This is a genomic window from Porphyromonas catoniae ATCC 51270 (genome assembly GCF_000565015.1).
Lineage (GTDB): Bacteria > Bacteroidota > Bacteroidia > Bacteroidales > Porphyromonadaceae > Porphyromonas > Porphyromonas catoniae.
This window is the reverse complement of sequence record NZ_JDFF01000011.1, coordinates 169546-186946: the sequence shown is the minus strand read 5'-3', so window position 1 is coordinate 186946 and position 17401 is coordinate 169546. Positions and strand designations below refer to the sequence as shown.

The following is a 17401-nucleotide window of genomic DNA, read 5'->3' as shown; positions in this document are numbered from 1 at the left end:
TAGGGATTAGAGAGTGAGGGAGAGATTGAGTGAATAGGTACGAGGGATAGGATAGAGGCTGAAGTCAATCGACCGCTCTGGATCTAGCCCCTTGTAGGGAGAGAGGGTGAAGACATTCTGCACCGTAGCCGAAGCCCTTAGCGATGCCTTGCCGAGAATACGACCGAAGTCATAGCCGAGGGTGAGGTTGTCCATCTTCACGAAAGATGCCTTGTGGAGGTAGTAGTCGGAGATGAACTGCTTGTCGTTGTTGTTCTGGAAGTCCGACTTGTTGATCTCGGGGGTCGTGTTACGGAAGTAGTTCCCAGAGTTCAGCACCGCCTGATGGGTCGCCATGAGGGAAGATACATTGTCGTAGATGTAGTTGCCGATGCTACCACGTAGGGAGGTAGATAGGCTCCAGCGGTCGAAGGTCAGCGTGGTAGATAGCCCCATGAGTACCTTAGGCTCGGGGTTATGTGCACGATACTTGTCCTGCTCGTTGATGACACCATCCTTGTTGAGGTCTTCGTACTGACCTTCCAGAGGCTTACCCGCAGCGTCATACTTCTGCTTGTAGACGAAGAAGGTGCTGGGTGCATAGCCCACGGAGTGAATCTGTACTGTAGTACCCGTACCGCCTACGACACCGCCCGTAGGTACACCCTGGTAGCCAGGGACATCGACAGCATTGAGCTTAGTGATACGAGTGCTGTTGGAGCTAATATTATAGCTTACATCCCATGTCAGACGGTCTGTCTGTACAGGGGTAGCACTGATAGCGAGCTCAAAGCCCTTACTGGTGATGTTACCGACGTTGGTGAGGATACGGTTCGAGAAGTTAGCACCTGCAGGTGTTGGGATCTCGTTGAGTAGGTCGGTCGTACGCTTCTCGTAGAAGTCTAGAGTACCGGAGAGACGACCCTTGATGAAGCTGAAGTCAAGTCCTGCGTTGTAGGTCGCTGTCTGCTCCCAGTGGATATTCTCATCGTAGGCAATGGGACGCATCATGTTGTAGAAGGTATTGCCTAGCTGATAGCGATTGGTGTTGGTGCTGAGGGAGTAGAAGGCGAGGTAGTTGTAGTTCCCGATACCATCCTGCTGCCCTGTGACGCCGTAGCCCAAACGGAGCTTGAGGTCATCAATCCAAGAGACATCCTTGAGGAAGGACTCCTCCTTGATGCGCCAAGCTAGGGCAAGAGCAGGGAAGATACCCCAGCGATTGTCCTTGCTGAAGCGTGAAGAGCCATCGGCACGCACCGTAGCGGTGAAGAGGTAGCGATCTAGGAGGCTATAGTTGAGACGTCCGTAGAAGGATACCAGCGTATTCTGCGGGTAGTCGTACTCGAAGACGGGCTTAGAGACGATCGTCTTGTCGTAGGTGTAGTCGGGCATGTTGTGCACGTTCGTCTTCCAGTCCTGATAGGAGTACCCAGCCATGACGTCTATTCGGCTGTGAAGGCTCTGTAGCTCCTTGGCATAGTTGGCGTAGAAGTCGAAGAGCAAGCTACGCTTCTGCTGCTCGTAGGTGTTGTTCTTACCGCTCTTGAGTACATCGGGCTGACCCGTGGTCTTGAGTGTGAAGCGTTGCCACTCGAGGGAGGAGTTCTCGGGGATGATCACATGCCCCTTACCCGAAGCATAGTCGTAGCCGAGGTTCATGTTCAGCTTGAGCTCGGGGAGGAAGTGGACCTTGTAGTCGAGCTTGAGGTTGCTGATGGTACGGAAGACATCACTCACATCCTCCTTCTGTTCAAGTAGAGCGACAGGGTTCTTGGGAGCGAGCTTCTGGAGGTTTGTCCCGTCTAGCTGTGTCCAGTAGCCTCCGTAGGGGGCAAACTTAGGATCGTTATCACGTACGGGGCGAGTGGGGTCAAACTGCACTGCTGCACCGATAGCCTCCTTGTTGGCGAAGCGGTTGTGCGTAGCCGAGAGTTTGACACTTGCGTCGATAGAGAGGTGGTTGTCTAGGAGACGAGGGTTAAGACTAATGTCCCCGCTGAAGCGGTTCATCTTATCCGTCTTGAGGACACCCTCCTGATGGTAGAAGCCCGCAGAGACACGATAGGGGAGCTTGCCTGTGGCACCACTTACGCTGATATTATAGTCACCTCCGTAGGCCAGCTGATAGATCTCACGCTGCCAGTCGGTGCTCGCAGAGCCAAGCTTATTGGCTGTAGAGGGAGAGATACGCTGGATGAGTGCTCGGTAGTCGCTAGCCGAGAGGACGTTCACGTAGCGAGCAGGCTGTGAGAGGGAGTTCTGTACGGATACAGCTATCTGGGTCTTCTGTCCGACCTTACCACGCTTGGTGGTAATCATGATGACGCCGTTGGAGGCACGAGAGCCGTAGATAGCGGTAGCAGAGGCATCCTTGAGGACATTCATGGAGGCGATGTCCTGAGGGTTGAGCGAGCTCAGGATGCTAGGAGCACCAGAGACAGCAGAGTTCTCGATGGGCACGCCATCGATGACGATCAGAGGGTCGTTACTAGCGTTGAGCGAAGCACCCCCACGGATACGGATACGACCACCAGCACCTGGCGAGCCGTCAGGGGTGATTTGTACCCCAGCGACCTTCCCTACGAGGAGGTCACTAGCGGTAGAAATAGCTCCCTTCTGGAAGTTCTTCTCGTTGATACTCGCTATGGAACCTGTGAGGTCCTTCTTCTGCATTGAGCCGTAGCCGACGACGACGACTTCCTTTAGTGCCAGTGAGCTCTCTGAGAGAACGACCTTCAGAGGAAACTGTGCGGAGGCTAGGGCTACAGTCTTTGTTGTATAGCCGAGGAAGGAGATGATAAGGTGGCCATTTTTCGGGGCCTTAACGGTGAAGTTCCCGTTGATATCTGTGATCACACCCTGCGAGGTTTCCTTGACCTTTACGGCAGCTCCGGTGATCTCTTCTCCCTTATCATCTACGACTTGTCCCTTCACCTGGATCTCCTGAGCGAACGACGGGAGTGCAAAGGCGATGAGGGCGAGACAGAGAGTGATAAGGCGTAAAATCTTATTCATTTTACGTACTCTGTTTATAGTGAATAATGGATTGGGCTACCCCATAAGGCGGGCATTGTGCTCTACCGATATAGGGTAGCCCAAGGCTATGGATTACTTGCTAGCGGGTAGGATGGAGATGGCGAAGCCACCACCGGGAGCAGACTGTAGGCTGAGCTTGCTACCCTTCTTGACCTTCACCTTGCGGATGGTGTACACCTCAGGGTTGGTCTTGTAGTGAGCGTTCTTGCCGTCTGCGTAGATCGTAGCGATGTAGGTCTTACCTGCGTCGAGGAAGTCGAGGTTGAGGTTCGTCTTGTGACCTTCGTAGCCAGCGACATTACCTACGAACCAGTTGTCGGAGTTCTTCGCCTTACGAGCGATCGTGATGTACTCACCTGGTTCAGCCTCGATGATCTTCGTGTCGTCCCAGTCTACTGCGACGTCCTTGATGAACTGGAAGGCATCCATGTGCTTCTCATACACCTCGGGGAGGTCGGCAGCCATCTGTAGCGGGCTGTACATCGTGACGTAGCAGGCGAGCTGGTTACAGATGGTCGTATTGACGTGGGAGTGGTTATCGGGGTTGTACTTGCTGATGTCCATCTGGAAGATACCTGGGGTATAGTCCATCGGGCCACCGATGAGGCGGGTGAAGGGGAGGACAGTCAGGTGGTTGGGCTTGCTGCCCCCGAAGGCCTGATACTCCTGCCCACGTGCTGACTCCTGTGCGATGAGGTTGGGGTAGGTACGGCTAAGACCGGTCATGTGGACAGACTCGTGTGCATTGACCGAGATCTTGTGCTTAGCAGCCTCCTTGACAGCGTGGAGGTAGTGATTCACCATGCTCTGGCCGTAGTGGTACTCTCCACGAGGGATGATGTTGCCTACGTAGCCACTCTTGACGGCGGAGTAGCCGTTATCGACCATGAACTTGTAGGCCTTCTCCATGTGACGCTCATAGTTCGTGACCGAGCTAGAGGTCTCGTGGTGCATGATGATCTTCACGCCCTTGCTCCGAGCATAGTCACGGAGCTCAGCGACATCGAAGTCAGGGTAAGGGGTGACGAAGTCAAAGACACGATCCTTGCTGTGACCAAACCAATCTTCCCAGCCGATATTCCAACCCTCGACGAGGACGGCATCGAAGCCGTGCCTGGCGGCGAAGTCGATGTACTCCTTGACGTGCTGGGTATTGGCTGCATGCTTGCCGTTAGGCTTTACCTTGGTGTAGTCGGTCTTACCGATCTTCACATAGGGCAGGTCGTCGGTGTAGGCCCAGGTGCTCTTACCGGTGATCATCTCCCACCAGACCCCTACATACTTAATAGGCTTGATCCAGTCGGTGGTCTCGTAGGCGCAGGGTTCATTTAGGTTGTACGTGAGCTTGGAGGCTAGGATGTCTCGAGCATCACGGCTGACGATAGCCGTACGCCAAGGGGTGTTGAAGGGTGCCTCGATGTGCCCACGATTGCCCTGTGCGTCAGGGGTAAGCTCTACGTGGAAGACCATGTTCTTGTCATCCAGCTCGAGGTTAATCGCAGGGAAGTCAATGAGGGCAGCCTCGTGGAGGTTGATGTACACACCCTTATCCGTCTTGAGCATCAGCGGAGTCTGCACACCCGTCTTAGAGAAGGCCTTCTGAGAGCAGTTCTCAGTGAATGCCTTGTCGAAGAGACCTCGGATCTCCGAGAGGCGACTATGCTGGTAGTCGTACTCCTCGGTGTCGTAGTCGCCAGGGATCCAGTGAGCCTTGTGGTCGCCTGTCATCGCGAACTCCGAGAGCTCACGCTTGACGACATAGAAGTTACGATCCTTGCCCCCTGGGAACTCATAGCGGAAGCCGAGCCCGTCATCGAAGAGACGGAAGCGGATGGCAATAGGATCGCCATTGGACTTCTTCTTTAGTTCTACGAGGAGCTCATTATAATGGTTGCGGATCTGCTTCACTTCGCCCCATACGGGTGTCCACGTCTCATCGAAGGTAGACTCCTTCGTGCCCGTGACCTCCAGATCCTTATCAAAAGACTTCTTCCCATCGGTCATCTCTAGGCCTAGACGGCTCTGTCGGATGATCTCCTCTCCATTAGCGAAGGATAGGCGGTACGTCGGTACGCCCTCGTTCGTCAGCGAGAAGTGGAGCTGTAGCCCTCCCTTGGGCGAGCTGATCGTCTGTGCCAGTGCACTCCAGCCCGAGGCCAAGAGTAGGGCACAGGCGGCGATCCAATGCTTTGCTAGCTTCATTCGTCTTAAATATTACTGAGTATAATGACTATTTGCACTCTTATTTTCGTAACCCCAACAAAAAGATCTATTTCCTGTCCAAATAAACCTTGTTGGGGGTACAAATATACTAATTAAAGTGCTGAAAATAAAGTCTATTTATTAAATAATTTAACGAAATGGTGACATGTGCCATGTTTCCTAGAAAAATCATCGGGAATGCGCCTTGTATTTTTAAGTTGGAGCCAGTAATATATCTCATTTTAACCTCTTAGTGAAGTCATGTAGGGGGCTTTTGCATCCTCTGTGATAAGGTAGAGGGTAATGAATGCTGCATCGGAAAAAGAGTCGGAGATCACCGCTTGGGAATGCCCTAAGTAGGAGGATTTGAGGGTGTGCTTAACGAGTTACCATAACTCTTTAAGACGACTTACTATAACTCGTTGTAGCGACTTACCATAACTCTTTTGGAAGAGTTACCATAACTCGCTAAGACGACTTGTGGTAACTCGTTAGAGGGTCGTTTTGCTCCCTGTGTAGTCTGTTGTTATACAGTGGATTAGGTTAGATGTCGGATTTTGCTTTTTCAGAGGCTCTAGGGGCAGTAGGGTTACCTAAGGTAAGGAGGAGTGCTAGGTCTACTCGTAGGGTGATGGGGATAAAGGAAAGCTCCTGCCACAGCATCCTAAAATACTGTGGCAGGAGCCAAAGAGGGGTGGGTAGAATACTAAATGAAAGTAGGTCGAGGCTAGCCCTTGCGGTAAGGCGAGACGATCTTGAAGCCTCGCCCTCGGAGCACGACTTGGCGATCCCTTACTTCCTCAACGTAGACTGTGTACTCACCTTCACGTCTGAGTGGGTGTTCCTGGTAGAGGGCTTCGGCATCAAGCCATTCGATCTTGACCTTACGAGCTTCGCCTACTACTGGGCTCACGATCTCGGGGGAGAGCGTGAGGGCTCTGTTGATGCGAGCATTAGGCGTCAAGCCACTTTTCGTGCGCAGGATGGGGTTAGAGTTCTCGCTAAAGCGGACATACTGCCCCTCACGCCGTGCTACAATTCGACAGGGAAAGAGCTGACTGAGCTGACGGGAATTGGTCATGTAGACCCCTAGACGGTCAGCCGTACCGACACAGCGTACTTTGACGAAGATCTCCTTAGTGGTCTTGCGGTCTTCGCTGGTGGCGATGAGCTTGATATCCCCTTCATACTTGGCCTTGATCTTGACGAGCCCCGAGGAGGCTTCCCACTGGATGTCTGCCGCCTTCTCTGGGTCTTCGATATTGAGGGTGGCACGTGCACCTCCACCAGAGAGGCTGAGGGTCTGCACATTATCTCCAGGGTGTAGGGTCACGACGTCTTCGTTGGAAGCGAAGGGTGGGGGGACGACCTTCACCCGCACACGACGTACTTCATCGTGTGAGCGGATGGTGAGCGAAGTCTCTCCATAGAGTATCCCAGAGACCCGAAGGGTATCCCGGCTAATGCTGGAGGAGGCGATACGGGCATCCTCGATGGTGGCGGAGTACTTCCCATCGCCACCCTTGAGGAGGATCATCCGTGTCTCAGACTGAGTAACCTGTAGCTCCTTGGCATCATCCTCGCCGAGACGTAGAGGGGTGACGGGGCGGTCACTCTCCTTGTGACAAGAGGCAAAGAAGAGGAGCAGGCTAAGTAGGGTTATAATCTTTTTCATCTCAGTACTTTACTTGACGGTGACGAGGTACTCCAGCTCCCAAGTGCGGTCGGGAGCCTCTACGATCTGTACACGGAGCGTATGTTCGCCCGTGGAGGGGAAGACGAGGATGCGTCCTTCGGGTTCGGTGAGGACGTCGTCGATGTAATAGAGGCACTTGGCCTGAGGGTTACTTAGCTCCATATAATGAAGGGGTAGGCGCAGAGGACACGAGCCATCCTCACCGATCCAGTAGAGGAAGGGAATCTGCCCACCTGGGAACTCCCCTAGAGCCTGCGTCTCGAGGTCGAGGGGAAGTGAGTACTCGGAGTACACACCATCGGCTAGAGCTCTTAGGCGTACCGTATAGGTGTATCCAGGCTCTAGTCCCTCGAGGAGGTAGGTGGTCTTGTCGGTAGAGAGCGTCTTCGTGCTGAGGACGTTCTGCCCCTTCTTCTGTACGAGCTCTAGTTCATAGGTTGCGTTCTTTAGCTCGCTGGCGGGCCAAGAGAGGCTACACTCCCGCTGTAGGTAGGGCTGGGGAAGGCGAGTGGGAGTAGTGGGGACATTGGGCTTGGGCTTGGAGGGCTGATCCTCCCCTTCTGCCCCCTTGATGAGTGTCATGGAGAGATCGTCAAACTCTAGGAGGTAGTTGGCGATGTCTCTCTCGTTACTTTGGAATACCAGCTCAAAGGTCATCTTCTCAGCGTTCTCTGGGGCTTCGACGATCATGTACTTCTCTCTCCAAGTATTCATCTCACTACCTCTAAGGTCCATGCCGATGAGCTGGTTGAAGAAACCATCCTTGGCATACTTATTCCCAGCCTCCCGAGCATCTACCCAAGGGGTACCAGCGGGAGCTAGCTCTGTGCCCTCGAGCTTGAGAGCCTTACCTGCCTTAGGGATCCACTTGATCTTGACGACAGCTAGCTTGACGGCCGTGCGATTAGCTCCTTCGCTGGACTTGGGGAAGTTGCCTCGGTACCAGTAGGAGACGAGGTACTTAGCCTTCTGTCGGACAGGTAGGGGATCGGGATAGGTATATATCTGATGATCGACACTGAAGTAGCCCGAGATCCTCATCGCAGCCTTCCCGCTATGTGCACCACTGAAGGTGCGGGCAAACTGGTTGCTGGAGGTGGAGCTCTGTGAGGGATAGAGCCACCAGCCCGTAGGACGAGCTTTCTCAAATGCCTGTAGCGCCTTTAGGTAGGCAACGTAAGCATCGACAAAGGCTTTGAACCTCCCGATCTGCTCTTCTGAGTATTCGATGCCGTGCTGGTCACCATAGTCTAGGATCTTCTCATAGATCCCTCCCTCCTTCGCGTCTTCGTCCTCGTAGAAGACGTCGTCGGGTGTCCTCGGGATGCATTCCTCGGGGTAGTCACTTGGACGGGTAGGCTTGGGAGGAAGGGCAGTGGCAGCGGGGTCTTCGAGACCTCCATTGGGGAGGATACTTGCCCCTACTGTCTCGGGACGAGTCGCAGGCCTATTTCGGCTCGCTTGCCCCCACAGGCTCACACTACCTAAGAGGAGTGCTAGCGCTAGGGTGGCGTTTCTGAATCTAGTCTGTATCATTGTCTTGTTATAGGATCTTCTTAGGGTATCTAGGAGAGGGTAGGGCTTAGAGCCTTGTGGGGAGACTGAGGGCAAAGGTCGAGGAGAGACTACGGGCGACCTTGTCTAGGCGCTCCCTAAGCGAGCTGTCCCATAGCCCTTCTCCCGCCTTGAGGGAAGCGATGAGACTCTTGACCCCCTCATGGGAAAGGTAGGGTTCACCACTGGGGCGACGTGTGAACTGCAGAGCGTAGAGGTAGCCGATACCCCGTGAGACGAAGCGGAAGGCATCTTCGGGGCGTTCGCTGAGGTTGGCTAGGGTATTCCTTCCGACGAGTTCCTCTAGGGCTCGAGCTGCGACAGCCTGTGCAAGTAGGGCGCGGATACTACGTAGGTGCGATAGAGCCTCCTCGTAGCGGTACTCGGTGATAGCAAGGCGACCTAGAGCAAAGGCATTGAAGAGCTTCGTCTCCAATCCCCTTAGTCCCGTGAGGCTGTTTGACTGGAGGAGCTTCTGGGCTTGTAGGTAATAGCCATAGGCAAGATCCCACGTATGCTCCAGTGCCGTGTAGCTGTGCCCTGGGACAAGCTGTGGGGCTTCGTGCGCCTGGATAAGCGTCTTATCGGTGAGGAACTTCTCGTCAAGGTATTCCCCAAGAGCCTTGTCAAGGTATACCGCACCTAAGGTCATCCCTCGGTAAACCTCCGAGGGAGCGAAGCCATCGGTAGTGACGAAGAAGCGATCATTGTCCCCTTGGTTGTAGCCGATAAATCCTGTTTGTCCTTTGCTGGCTCTGCGGTTATACCGCTCGGTAGCATACGTGTCTCCATCATAGCCAGCAGCCCTGCGTACATCGTCTAGGATCTGAGCGAAGTCCGACTGGATCGCCGAGCGATACTTACTCTGCCGAGCGGAGGAAGCGATGAGAGACTCTAGGGCAATCTCATTGTTACCCCCTTGGGCAAAGAGCTGCTTGAGTTCCTGCCAACGTGCACCATTGAGTATATAGGCCGTGCGAAGGAATCGCGAGTAAAGGGTCTCAGAGGCAGAGGCAGCTTGCTGAGGTAGGAGTAGGTCTACACTGCTCGTACCCTGACGCTGAAACGTGTAGGTGGGATCGGGGACGAGTGGAGCCTGGTATTGGCTCTCGACCACCTCACCTTCCCAGCGTGAGCAGGCAGGAGTGATAGCGGTGAGTGCCAAGAGGAGTGCCCAAGAGCGAATTGAGGTATAAGGCTTCATTTGCACTAAGGAAGTATAATGTACTTGCAGAAGGGGTTGGGCAGACGTGCCTCACCCTCATCGTAGTTCTGTGTCTGACGTGTCTCTAGTACCGGTGTGGCGAAGATGCCATCGGTGGAGACAGCTTGTAGGGAAACGTGGATTGTGGAGCCACGGGCAGCTGTGCCATTGACGAGGAGGAAAAGGGGCTGACCTGAGCTAAGCGTCAGTGTCTGGGTATGCTCCTTCCCGTCATTGGGGATCAAGCTAGGGCCCTGAAGGGTCTTCTCCGTACCCAGCTCATGCAGTAGCTTGTCTGTCCCGACATAGCGTACGACGCAGCGTGAGCGTACTTCGCTCTGCTTGCGCAGGCCACCTTGATGGAGATCCGCTGGTTCGCTGAAGGAATAAGTCAAGGTGACTCTGTAGGTGCGGGGAGTGCCGGGAAGCGTCACACCTGGATAGACGAAGGTACTGGGAGTCGTCTCGGGGTTGCCCGAGAGGATCGTCATATCTTCATAGCGACCGTCTGGACGCTCTACCCCACGGAATGGGAAGAGCTTGTCATAGTCCTCCACGGGATAGTCTATCGGGGAGTGCTTGCACCCTACGAGGGAGAGTGCCGTGAGCCATACGAGGCTCTTTAGAAGTCTATTCATCGTGGTGACCGTATTAGTAGTAGTTATGAGTGGCATTGGGATCATCGTATAGCTCGGCTATGATACCAGTCTCTTGTCCCTCGGGGTGCAGGTGGCGGCTCACTAGACGTCTCGTGCGATAGGGAGCATCGTAGACCTCGACAAGCTCGGCAAAGAAGCGGTCTCCCCTGCGCTCAAAGTCCGAGAAGACGTACTTCGAGTTATAACGGATACCTGTGAGGAAGGTGAGCCCCTCGGGGGTACCTACATAGCCCGATCCTAGCCCCACGATCCCTTGGGGAGGGCCATCGGGGATCAAGGCTTTACGACTAACAGCCGTAAAGAGTGCGTAGCGCTGGGAGACGAGGTTACGTCCGTAGGAGGTGAGCTCATTCCTCGTACTATACTTCATTATATAGTTGCTTAGGAAGAGCGTACGACCTCCCTGATAGATCCATATCTGAGGGTTACGCATTTGCTCAAAGGCTCGGCGATGTTCCTCGGCACGGCTGAGGCGGGCTGAGCGGTCTGCGTCCTTTGCGACTCTACGTAGGACGAAGTAGGAGCGTGCGGGCTCCGTCGTACGAGGACTCTCGAAGACCAGCTGTCCGTCGGCATCGGTGCCTCGGAAGAGGAAGTCCAGCTCCCCCTCATATCGTTCCCCAATCAGCTGGGTGAGGTAGCTACCAGTAGTGAAGCTTAGGCGAGTATAGCCAGCCTGACCAAGTTCGTAGGTAGACCTTTGGACGGCCTTGGCAGAGCCATCGGTGTAGTCCCCTTGCAGGTCAAGTGTACCATCCCGGTGAAAGGTCATCTGATAGTAGAAGCCTCCGTAGCCGAGTTGGTTGGGGAACTTATGCTGGTCGATCTCCTCCTTCGGGTTGGTAAAGAGTAGGGAATCCGTCTTCGGGAAATAAAGGGCTTCCCATCCCTGGGGAGCAGAGATCAATACCTCCCTGAGCGAGTCTTGTCGTGCAAGGCTTCGCTCGGTAGGTGTGGTGGGGAATATCTTATTGTCCCTCGAGCATGCGCCTAGGAGGATACTTACCCCTAGAGCGAAGGTGAGGCTAAGGCTGTGTCGCATGATGCTTGTCGAGATACTGGTTCATGAGCTGCAGGCTCTGGAGCTGGAGGCGTTGGAGTGGTATGCGCCAAGCCTCCTCGATATACTTGGAGAGGAAGGCTCGCTTCTGTACGAAGGTTTCATGAGCCACCTTTGCTTCCTCAGCATAGCGACGCTTGGCATCCTCATCACCGTTTGCATCATCAGGGACAGCAGCATCCTGCTCTGCCTGAGTAATGGCTGCGGGGGTCTCGGTGAGTGTGACGCTGTACATCTCTGCTAGATCTTCGCGTGCACCCAGCATCCCGAGGATGGAGTAAAAGCCCCTGCTGTAGGCGTAGCGGTTCAGACCAAGACCTTCTCTCAGTCTCCCTGACTTTTCATAGCTACGATAGGCATCGGCAAAGGGCTCGGTGGTCGAGCTGTAGCGGTCTGGCCCCAACGATAGGAAGCGGTCATGGTCGTAGGGGTGTATGGTCATCAGGTGTCGGCCGATCTGGTGCTGGGCACTGCGGATGAGACGGTACACCTCCACCTGACTAGTGGGGGAGAAGGAGTCTACATTATAGATATATAGCTCGATGGAGGGAGCCTTGCGGTTGAAGAGCAGATCTACACCTTGTCCGTCTCTGTTTGCGCCACCGTAGAGGTAAATGCGCAGTAGAGGGTGGGCAGGGATGAAGTCACTGCTGGTGAAGAACTGCTTGTCTCGGTAGAGGCTGAGTACTGTCGCTTCCAGAGCCTCGAGTACGGGGCGTACCTGCTCTAGGCGTGGGGGATAGGTGTGGGTAGATCGCTCCGCATGGTTGCGATCCCATCTATAGATCACCTCGGCCTGGAAGGGGCGAGTAATATGCTCCTGACACCAGCGATCTAGCTCGCTCCTCTGCTCGCTCACTGGGGGCAGGACGCTCTCTTTGCTGAGTTTATCTCCCGAGCAAGAGGCTAGGGTCAAGCTAAGGGCAAGTGAGAGGGTGAGGTATATGGATTGTTTCATCATCGTTGGGGGATGCTTAGTGACGTATACGATGGTTGTTGCCCTCCCTTGGATTGGGCTCTAGCCCTGAGGTAATCGCTTCGGTGGGGAGCTGGAGACACTGGCGAGGGTCATCCTTCTTGAGGGGACGGTAGAAGCTGCTCTTGGAGCTACGTGTGACCTCGATGTTGAACCGCCTCAGGTCAAACCAACGTAGTCCCTCCTCGAAGAATTCCATCTGACGTAGATGCAGGATGGTACGTATCATCGGTAGCTGACGTACCGTAAGCCCATAGAAGGGTGCATAGAGTGCATAGTCGGAGGTAGAGCCCTGCGTGTAGCTATCATTCGGGACAGCTGGCTCATAGCCGAGCTTGCTAAGTGTATAGGTCTTGAGGTCTAGGATAGCACGATCATACTCGCCTAGCATGGTGTAGGCTTCCATACGATTGAGTAGGACTTCGTCCGTAGTGAAGAGGACATTGGTCACTGCTAGCCCTCGGGGGTGCACCTCGGAAGTCTCTTGTTGGGTGGCTCGCTCGTCGAACTTAGCTAGATAGCGAGTCGTGCGATAAGGCTCGGGGGCAAAGACGAAGGGGTAGATAAGGGTAGCATCTCCCGATTGGTCGTCATCCTTGATGGTCTTTCGCTTGAAGATCTTGTCTACGATTCCCACAGTTGCCCCGTAGCGATCGGTGGCGATTGATCGGGAGAGACGGGACTCGGTGGAGGCAAGCATCAGGTTAGCCGCCGTCTGGGGAGCGCAGTAGATCTCGTGCAGTCGCTCCCTGCGACCCTCCAGCTGCTCCTGATAGCTGATCCACGGACGTAGCGTGGATCCTGGGGCATTGCCTAGCACGTAGTCGGCGTAGGCGATACACTGCTTCCAGTCCCCCTTCATCAGGTAGAAGCGGGAGGCGAAGGCATAGGCAGCTCGCTTGGAGAAGTGGTACTTCGGCTGCTGATAGTAGCGGTCAGAGACGAGGGAGATACCCCGCTTGAGGTCTTGCTCGATCTGGGCATACACCTCCTCGACTGTCCCACGCTTGTAGTCCACGAAGGCGTGCTTCTCGGGCTTAGTTAGGTAGGGTATGCCGGGGCTGGATGTGGAGCGTCCGTAGGGCTCTGCCCATATATTCACGAGCATAAAATGCAGGTAAGCCCTTAGGAGGAAAGCCTCGCCATAGAGGGCATGTGTGCGCTCATTCTTGGGGAAGGTCGAGAGGAGCTCCAGAGCCTTGTTGGCCTGGGCAATCCCTCGGTAGCACTCCCGCCAGTAGCCGAGCGGTGTATCCAGATCCTCCTGATCATAATCCTCCCAGAGGTACATGGACTCCCCTAGGCGGGACTGAATACCATTGACGCGCTCCTCCACATTGTCTGTACGGGGCTCTAGGAAGGGGATGTAGCTGGCCGTGGGATAGGCTCCCGTGAGGAGCTCCTGGAGCTTCTCCTCGGTGTCTATGCTGATGTCCAGAGCAGCATCGGGGTTCTTATCTAGGTATCCCTGACAGCCACCGAGCAGGAAGGCTAGAGAGACGAGTAGTAGTGATCGCTTTATCATCATTGTCTATACGTACTTTGAGGTAGTGGGTAAACCTCATTAGAGGTTAGCCCGTAACCTCTTGATAGGTACTGAGGATACCTCAGTGGAGGTTCCCCTAGTACCTCTGAAGGGGATCAGAGTCTGGTGCTAAATGTTTATCCTAGAAGCCTATCTGTAGAGAGAGCGTGTACTGCCTAGGAGTAGGGAGGGATACCCCACCTGCACGATAATACTCAGGGTCCTGTCCACGTAGACGCTCGTCGGAGTAGAGGAGGAAGGGGTTCGTCAGACTAAGCTGTAGCTTAGCCGAGTGTAGGCGAAGCTTCTTAGCAAAGGCCTCGGAGACCCGATACCCCAGCGAGACATGCTTCAGACGTACGAAGCTCCCATCGGCGACTCGTAGCTGGGAGTAGTTGTAGGTGCTATAGGCACGCTCAATATTCTCCGTACCGACAGCATTGATCAGATCCTGCGAAGGGATCGTAGGGACATCGGTGCGCTGTTCGTCCCCAGGGTTCATCCAACGATCGCGGTATTCCCCAGAGAAGACATTGAGGTCAGCGAAGGTGGGGTCGAAGGTAGGGTTGAGTCGGATCTTATTGCCAGCCTGCGCCGTGATGAAGAGGGAGAGATCCCACTGTCTGTAGCGTAGCGTATTCGATAGTCCGCCGATGATCTGTGGCTCGATAGGCCCGTGATAGGTGAGGTAGCTCCGAGTGTACTGCGTGTCACTGAAGTCCGCACTGTACACGTTGGCATCCTGCGTACGATTGGTGGGGTAGAGTCCAAAGTCAAAGGTGGGAAGCCCGTGGCTATTCAGCCCCTGGAAGTTGTAAGAGAAGAGCGAACCCTTCGGGTAGCCAACGAGGTTGCCTCTGCCACGTCCTGCGACCATGTCTAGGGCATTGGGGGTATTACGCAGTCTCGTGATCTTTTGGTTCATGAGGCTAAGGGTAAGGCTGCTGCTCCACGAGAGCTCCTTCGTCTCTATGTTCGTCGTGCTGAGGGATAGCTCGATCCCCTGAGTGCGCATATCCCCGAAGTTGGCATACTTGTAGTACTGTCCCCCGATACCGGATGTGCGGACTAGGTCGATGAGGTCAAAGGCATTACGCTGGTACAGATCCACTGTAGCCCGTACACGGTCTCCAGCCCAAGCTGTCTCGAGCCCTAGGTTAAGTTCGTACATCTTTTCCCAAGTGAGGTCACGGTTCTCTAGGTGGCGAATGCGCAGAGCATTCTCTCGATCCTGATAGCGACGAGGCGTGGTGGTCGTACCTTGGTAGACCGAGTTGGCATTGACGGCTTCCTCGTTCATCTTAGCAGTGAGTCCATAGCTCATGCGCAGAGCTAGACGGGAGAGTAGGGAAGAGGGATGGAAGAAGGCTTCTCGGTCGATGTTCCACTTCCCCCCGATATTCCACGTTGGGAGCCATTGGGTACGAGCGTTGCGACCCGAGGCATTTGAGCCCTCCATGTTAATCAAGGCATTGAGGATATATCGCCCGTCGTAGCCGTAGGTGGTGCTCGCAGAGAACGTCACTCCCCGATCGTAACGTCTGGAGTAAGCGAAGTAATCTTCCCCCTCACGAAGGAGCTTACTAAATATGCGAGGGTCAGTATTGATTTGCCCACCACGATCGTACTGCACACCGTAGCCCGTGAAGGGAGTATGCGAGCGATCGGCATAGCGGATCTCCGTGAAGCCAAAGACCTTGAGGTCGTGCATCCCTATATGGCGGTCGTAGTCAAGAGCCAGACGCATTAGATAGCTCTTCAGACTCGTCTCATCCTTCTTGAGTATCCCCCCATGAGGCAGGGCAACCTCGGGGCGTCGCTCGGGATGCTCGGGGTCACGTAGCAGGTAGATGTTGGCCGCGGCTACCTCGGGAGTCTCCATGGCTCTGTAGGCAAGGACTTGGTTAGACTGCTCCGTGATCTCGTGGGTCATAGAGGTGTAAGCCTGTCGGGTGGAGACGAGGGCACGTGCCTCGAGATGTGGGGTGACCTTGTAGCTGGCTTCGGCTTGAGCCTTGAAGTCGAGTACCCCGATGTCCATGTGGTTTGAGCGGTACTCCTGATGGATGTTGAAGGGTGCCCAGTTATTGCGGTATCGCTCAGAGGGTAGGAGCGTACGGCTCGTACCCAGAGCATAGCTAAAGGGGTTGATGTCGAAGTCTCTCTCGAAGAGCCCCAGCGTAGTATTCTTGCGTTGTGGTAGGGTACCAGGCGCACTCTGTGAGCGGATGTTTCCCTGAGCAGATAGTGTGACCTGCAGGCGATCCCCGAGATAGAAGGTATTCTTGAGGTTGGCGGTGATGCGCTGCACCCGATCCGCCACTGTCCAGCCTCCGTCATAGAAGAAGCCCAGCGAAGCATAGGTGGCACTACTCCGTCCACCTGCACTGAAGCTCACGGTGTGGCTCGTCGTAGGTGTCAGGCGGAAGAGCTCGCTGAACCAATCGGTATTGGCTCGCTCGTGCTGCTCTAGGAAGGCTCTATGTGCCTCTGGTGTGTTTTCCAGCCTATAAGTACCCGTCTCGGGATCGTATTCGGAGAGAGCTCTATTGAGTAGATGGTATACCCCACCACGACGTCCATAGAGACTGCTAGCGAGGCTGAAGTAGCCCTTCTGCCTCATTTCCTCGTAGATCCCCATTGTCTCTTGTGAGTTCAATAGGTCATACTGGCTATAGCTAGGTCGGAGGCGCATGGTATTCTCCGTGGCATAACTTACCCTCAGAGGTGTATCCCTACGTCCCGACTTAGTCGTCACGACGATCACCCCGTTAAGTGCTCGTGCTCCGTATATAGAGGTAGCAGAAGCATCCTTCAGTACCTGTATGTCCTGTATGTCGGAGGCATTGAGCCCTGAGACGGCAGAACTGATGAGCGTCGCTGCGTCTCCCGAAGCAAGTTGATCGAGGCTAAGGTGTACGAGATCCTCATAGACCGCTCCGTCGATTACCCACAGAGGTTGTACATTACCTAGTATGGATGCCCCGCCTCGGATATTGATACGAGGTGCAGCACCGAATGTACCAGAAATGCTCTGGATTGACAGGCCAGGTACACGTCCCTCTAGCATACGAGATATGTCCTGTGTCCCCTCTAGGTGTATGTCCTTCATCTTCACAGATGAGGCGGCACCTGTATAGACACGGTTACGGATCTTCTGATAGCCCGTCACCACGACCTCCTCCATGAGCTTGTTGTCCTCCTCGAGGGTAATGGTGAGACGTTCGCTATTGATCTTCACCTTCCTTGCCTGCATACCCACACTGGTGAATAGCAGGATATCTCCCATACGGGCTGTGATACCAAACTTCCCTTCGCTGTCCGTGAGCGTCCCCTGCGTTGTCCCCACGAGTCGTACGGTGACACCGACTAAGGCTTCGCCACGGCTACTACGTACGATACCTGTGATCCGGCTCGCTTGCTGTGCCAGCGCACTGAGGGGAAGGGCAAGGAGGATCAGGAGGCAGAGGCGTATGATATGTCTGAGTGATTGCTTCATGTCTTGCT

10 protein-coding genes are annotated in these 17401 nt (G+C 54.6%); all 10 read right to left on the bottom strand.

The features are described 5' to 3' along the window. Positions 1-6: 6 nt before the first annotated feature. The 10 genes from HMPREF0636_RS03335 to HMPREF0636_RS03290 all read right to left on the bottom strand — a co-directional run bounded on the left by HMPREF0636_RS03335 (position 7) and on the right by HMPREF0636_RS03290 (position 17393). Positions 7-2997 (bottom strand): SusC/RagA family TonB-linked outer membrane protein, encoded by a 2991-nt coding sequence (locus HMPREF0636_RS03335; protein ID WP_044168475.1) that lies wholly within the window; start codon positions 2995-2997, stop codon positions 7-9. Positions 2998-3090: 93 nt separating this feature from the next. Then, entirely contained in the window at positions 3091-5220 is a 2130-nt protein-coding gene (locus HMPREF0636_RS03330; protein ID WP_044168473.1) for a glycoside hydrolase family 97 protein, read from the bottom strand. A 727-nt stretch (positions 5221-5947) separates the two neighbouring features. After that, a complete protein-coding gene (locus tag HMPREF0636_RS03325; RefSeq protein WP_044168471.1) occupies positions 5948-6895 on the bottom strand; it encodes a hypothetical protein in 948 nt (315 codons plus the stop codon). A 9-nt stretch (positions 6896-6904) separates the two neighbouring features. Further along, the gene (locus HMPREF0636_RS03320) at positions 6905-8452 is read right to left on the bottom strand and encodes a fibronectin type III domain-containing protein (RefSeq protein ID WP_044168470.1); all 1548 of its coding nucleotides are present in this window, start codon (positions 8450-8452) and stop codon (positions 6905-6907) included. 46 nt (positions 8453-8498) lie between these two features. Next, a complete protein-coding gene (locus tag HMPREF0636_RS03315) occupies positions 8499-9674 on the bottom strand; it encodes a DUF4856 domain-containing protein (RefSeq protein ID WP_044168469.1) in 1176 nt (391 codons plus the stop codon). Positions 9675-9679: 5 nt separating this feature from the next. Next, entirely contained in the window at positions 9680-10312 is a 633-nt protein-coding gene (locus HMPREF0636_RS03310; protein ID WP_044168468.1) for a hypothetical protein, read from the bottom strand. A 13-nt stretch (positions 10313-10325) separates the two neighbouring features. Beyond that, positions 10326-11375 (bottom strand): DUF4302 domain-containing protein, encoded by a 1050-nt coding sequence (locus HMPREF0636_RS03305; protein ID WP_044168467.1) that lies wholly within the window; start codon positions 11373-11375, stop codon positions 10326-10328. Then, a complete protein-coding gene (locus HMPREF0636_RS03300) occupies positions 11359-12354 on the bottom strand; it encodes a putative zinc-binding metallopeptidase (protein WP_044168466.1) in 996 nt (331 codons plus the stop codon). Before HMPREF0636_RS03300 ends, HMPREF0636_RS03305 begins: the two co-directional genes overlap by 17 nt. Positions 12355-12367: 13 nt before the next feature. Beyond that, positions 12368-13894: a RagB/SusD family nutrient uptake outer membrane protein gene (locus tag HMPREF0636_RS03295; RefSeq protein WP_044168548.1), complete on the bottom strand. Its 1527-nt coding sequence runs from the start codon at positions 13892-13894 to the stop codon at positions 12368-12370. A gap of 142 nt (positions 13895-14036) precedes the next feature. Beyond that, positions 14037-17393, bottom strand: a complete 3357-nt coding sequence (locus tag HMPREF0636_RS03290; RefSeq protein ID WP_044168464.1) for a SusC/RagA family TonB-linked outer membrane protein — start codon at positions 17391-17393, stop codon at positions 14037-14039. Between the last annotated feature and the right edge of the window lie 8 nt (positions 17394-17401).